5 protein-coding genes are annotated in these 3,410 nt (G+C 56.0%); 4 read left to right on the top strand and 1 reads right to left on the bottom strand.

The window, feature by feature from the left end; genetic code table 11:
• On the top strand, positions 1 to 764 hold a 764-nt coding region (locus V6D20_11520; protein ID HEY9816413.1), incomplete at its 5' end, for a hypothetical protein.
• Positions 765 to 853: 89 nt separating this feature from the next.
• Positions 854 to 1,387, top strand: coding sequence for a phycobiliprotein lyase (locus tag V6D20_11515; protein ID HEY9816412.1), 534 nt, complete (start codon positions 854 to 856; stop codon positions 1,385 to 1,387).
• 54 nt (positions 1,388 to 1,441) lie between these two features.
• Here V6D20_11515 and V6D20_11510 read toward each other — a convergent pair whose 3' ends face one another.
• Positions 1,442 to 2,179: a hypothetical protein gene (locus V6D20_11510; GenBank protein HEY9816411.1), complete on the bottom strand. Its 738-nt coding sequence runs from the start codon at positions 2,177 to 2,179 to the stop codon at positions 1,442 to 1,444.
• A gap of 121 nt (positions 2,180 to 2,300) precedes the next feature.
• Here V6D20_11510 and V6D20_11505 point away from each other — a divergent pair, with 121 nt between their 5' ends.
• The gene (locus V6D20_11505) at positions 2,301 to 2,453 is read left to right on the top strand and encodes a hypothetical protein (GenBank protein HEY9816410.1); all 153 of its coding nucleotides are present in this window, start codon (positions 2,301 to 2,303) and stop codon (positions 2,451 to 2,453) included.
• Between the two features lie 236 nt (positions 2,454 to 2,689).
• On the top strand, positions 2,690 to 3,410 hold a 721-nt coding region (locus V6D20_11500; GenBank protein HEY9816409.1), incomplete at its 3' end, for an inositol monophosphatase family protein.

Raw genomic sequence — 3,410 nt, 5'->3', positions numbered from 1 at the left:
TTGGCTGGCAAGCGCCGATAGATTGGTTTGGCCAACAGCCTGAGTTTTTGCAAAGTGCCATTGTGATTGCGGGTCTGGGTTTGATCGCGGCCTCATCGGTGGTGGTGCAGCGCTTTGATCTACCGGCGCTGCGGGCCCTAGAAGGCTATTGGCATCCTTGGCTACGACCATTGCGGCGCTGGTGTCTAGCCCGCCAGGCTGCACGGAGTAAACGGGTGGGCAATCGCTGGCAGGAGCTAGCCCAATATAGTCTCGATCAACTGTCTGTTGAACAACGGGAGGAACGGATTTTCCTTGACTGGCAGCAACACCATATGCCCCTGAGCAACCAGCTCATGCCGACGCGCTTGGGCAATATTCTGCGGGCAGCGGAGCAAAAATCTCTGGAAAAATATGGGCTAGATGCGGTTATCTGCTGGTCGCGGCTGTGGCTGATGCTGCCCGATGGAGTGAAGCAAGATTTACAAATCGCCCGTGCTGACCTCGATGCAGCGGCGCGGTTTTGGCTATGGAGTGTGCTGTTTATCGGCTGGGTGCTGGTGGGCGCTTGGTGGGCCCTGCCCCTGGGCATTTTGGCGGCGCTGTTGACCTATTACTATTGGGCGATCGCGGCGGCGATCACCTACAGCGACTTGATTGAAGCCACCTTTGACCTCTACCGTCATCTGCTCTACCAATCTCTGCGCTGGCGGCAACCAACTGATCCAACGGAAGAGCGGCGGGTGGGGCAGCAACTCACGGAATATCTATGGCGAGGATTTTAGGAGTTGTTCGTTCAAGGCAGGTCAGGTGCTGGGGGTTGGCCCTAATCCCGTAAAATAGAAAAGGTCAAAATTTCAGCGATCGCCCCTCGATGGATATCACCGAATTTTTTCAACAAAGTGTTGGCAAATGGTTTTCCCAACGCACCAGCCACGACATTAACGGCAACCAATCCATTACTGGACAATCTGATCTGTGGGTGGAGGTCATCCCGGTCACCGATGGGGCAGTGGTGGATTTATGCCAGCAGCATGGTATCGATGCTGGGACGGCGCTGATTGGCGTCCAGATTCGCTGGGAAGGCAAGCTGGATGGTCAAACCCAAAGCCACAACGGCTCTACTCTATGGGTGGCGATCGCCCCTGATGCCCAATCTCGCACCGGGCAACTGCTGCGCCACCATCATGATTCCACAGCGCTGGAAACCCTCAGCCATTACAGTCTAGGTGCCGATGACGCCCTGACGCTGACCACCGAAACTGCCGCCGCCACCACCACCGAGCGGGTCTGGTTTGAAAGCCCGAGTCTGCGCTTTCGCACCAGTGTAATTAAGCAGCAGGATGGCACCCAGTTTGGCTCCTTCTGTTCTGAAATCCGCATGGGTGGCGCAAAGCCTAGTGCCTAACGGTCGGCTATCAATCGGTTACCGGCCATCGATGTACAGGTAGGTACCGCAGAGCTAGTCGTCGCTGTCGGGAATGAGTAGGGTCGATCGATCCAGCTCTTCTTCGGTTGAGAGCAGGGAGGAGCGATCGCTGGCGGCCACGGCTTGGAGCTTGGTATGGAACGATGTTGTGGCGGAAGCTGGCGTAAATTGCTGGATAGGATGGATCAGCTCCGTTGCATTGGCCGAGGAAGATGGGTTAGCAACGGGTTGAGGCGCGTAGCTTGGCTCTGGACTGGTTTCTAGAATGGCTGGGGCAGCGCTGATCGCCGAGGTGGCTGGCGTGGGGCTCCGGGCTGGCTCTGGGCTGACGGGGGCTGGTGACGGTTGTTTATGGCGCTGAGCGGGCTGCGATCGCAGGCTTTGCAGTTTGGCCCGCAGAGTCAAGTCCTCGGACGTGGGGTCACTGGGGGGGCGATCGCTGTCTTCTGCTTCAACTTCGATGTCTAGATGCTCTGCTGCATTGAGGTTGCGCGGCACCGGACTAGCCACAATCCGGGCAAATTCGCTGGTGAAGTGATAAATAGGCGCATCACGGCGCTCCCAGAGCATCAAGATTTGTTGAACAGAAACGGCTTTATAGCGTCCTTGGTAGAGAGCTTCAATAATCGCTAACCGCACCCACACGAGTGAATAGCGACTCAACCATTCCGCCACGGCCCGCTCTGCAGATTGGGCCCCTAGGTCAAAGCTATAGCAGGTAATCAGGTCAATGATTTTCTGGGCTTCAGTTTTCTGTGCCAAGTCGGTCATAGTGAATGAAACACAAGGTACGGCTGTATCACCAACGGTCGGCTATGCAGATAGGTGTCACCATCCTAGACGGAAATGAGGGTGGTGGAGCAGCGATGATTCTAGCCCCTACTTACTATATATGCCACCTATCGTCTATCGTCTTCTGCCTGCAGGCTGGCTATGGAAAGACGAGGGGAGGCGATCGCTCTCGGTGGGTGATGTTGGTAGAGCTACGACGTTTCGCTGGTTGGATAATCTATGTTGGACAATCTATGGATTGCTGTTGGCGTAGGAGTTTGACCTGTTACGCGATCGATTGCCTGCGGTCAGAGTATTGTGATCGGGATGATGATGGTTGCGATCGTGATGGTTAGGATCGGAGCTTGGCTTTAGCCTAGCGCGGCTTGTGGGCGGTGGCTGTGATCATGAGCAATGTTGGACAGATTGCTGAGGCTTGCAGCGGTATGCTGGAAGACGCCTAGTTGCTTGAGCGTTGGGCAAGGGCGGTAATTATTGGGAGGTTTGTTGATGGATTTTTGGCCCACTGTGCTAGAGTTTGCCGATCGCACCACCACTCGCGTTGGACGCACGTTGCTGGAAGACTTTGGCCGTGCTCAGGCAACGGAAAAGGCCGATGGTAGTTTGGTGACCCAATCCGATCGCTGGGCTGATGAGACATTGCGGCAAGCGATCGCTCAGGAGTTTCCTAGCCACGGCGTTTTGAGTGAAGAGGCGGAGCATTTTTTCCCTGAGAATGACTGGTGTTGGATTATTGATCCAATTGACGGCACCACCAATTTCACCCGAGGTGTACCCCTCTGGGGGATTTCCCTCGGCTTGCTCTATCGTGGTACTCCAGTCTTTGGCTATGTGTATCTGCCGCCGATTGCCCAGGCGTTTCATGGCTTTTGGCCGGGGGACTCGGGGTTAAACATGCCCCAGGGCGCATTCCTCAACGATCGTCCTATCCACACCAGCAAGGCAGAGCCGTCGAGCAATCAGTTTTTCAACCTCTGTGCCCGCAGTACGGCGGTGATGAAGTCGCCTTTTCCCTGCAAAATTCGCATGTTGGGCGTGGCCACCTACAATGTGCTAACGGTGGCGACGGGGACAGCCCTGGGCGGTGTGGAAGCTACGCCAAAAATCTGGGACATTGCGGCGGTGTGGGCGATCGCTCAGGCCGCTGGCGCGAGCTGGATTCCCCTCGATCGCCAATCGCCTTTTCCCCTGCAGGTTGGGCAAAACTACA

The sequence above is a fragment of the Candidatus Obscuribacterales bacterium genome (genome assembly GCA_036703605.1).
GTDB lineage: Bacteria > Cyanobacteriota > Cyanobacteriia > RECH01 > RECH01 > RECH01.
This window is presented reverse-complemented; position numbering and strand designations above follow the sequence as displayed.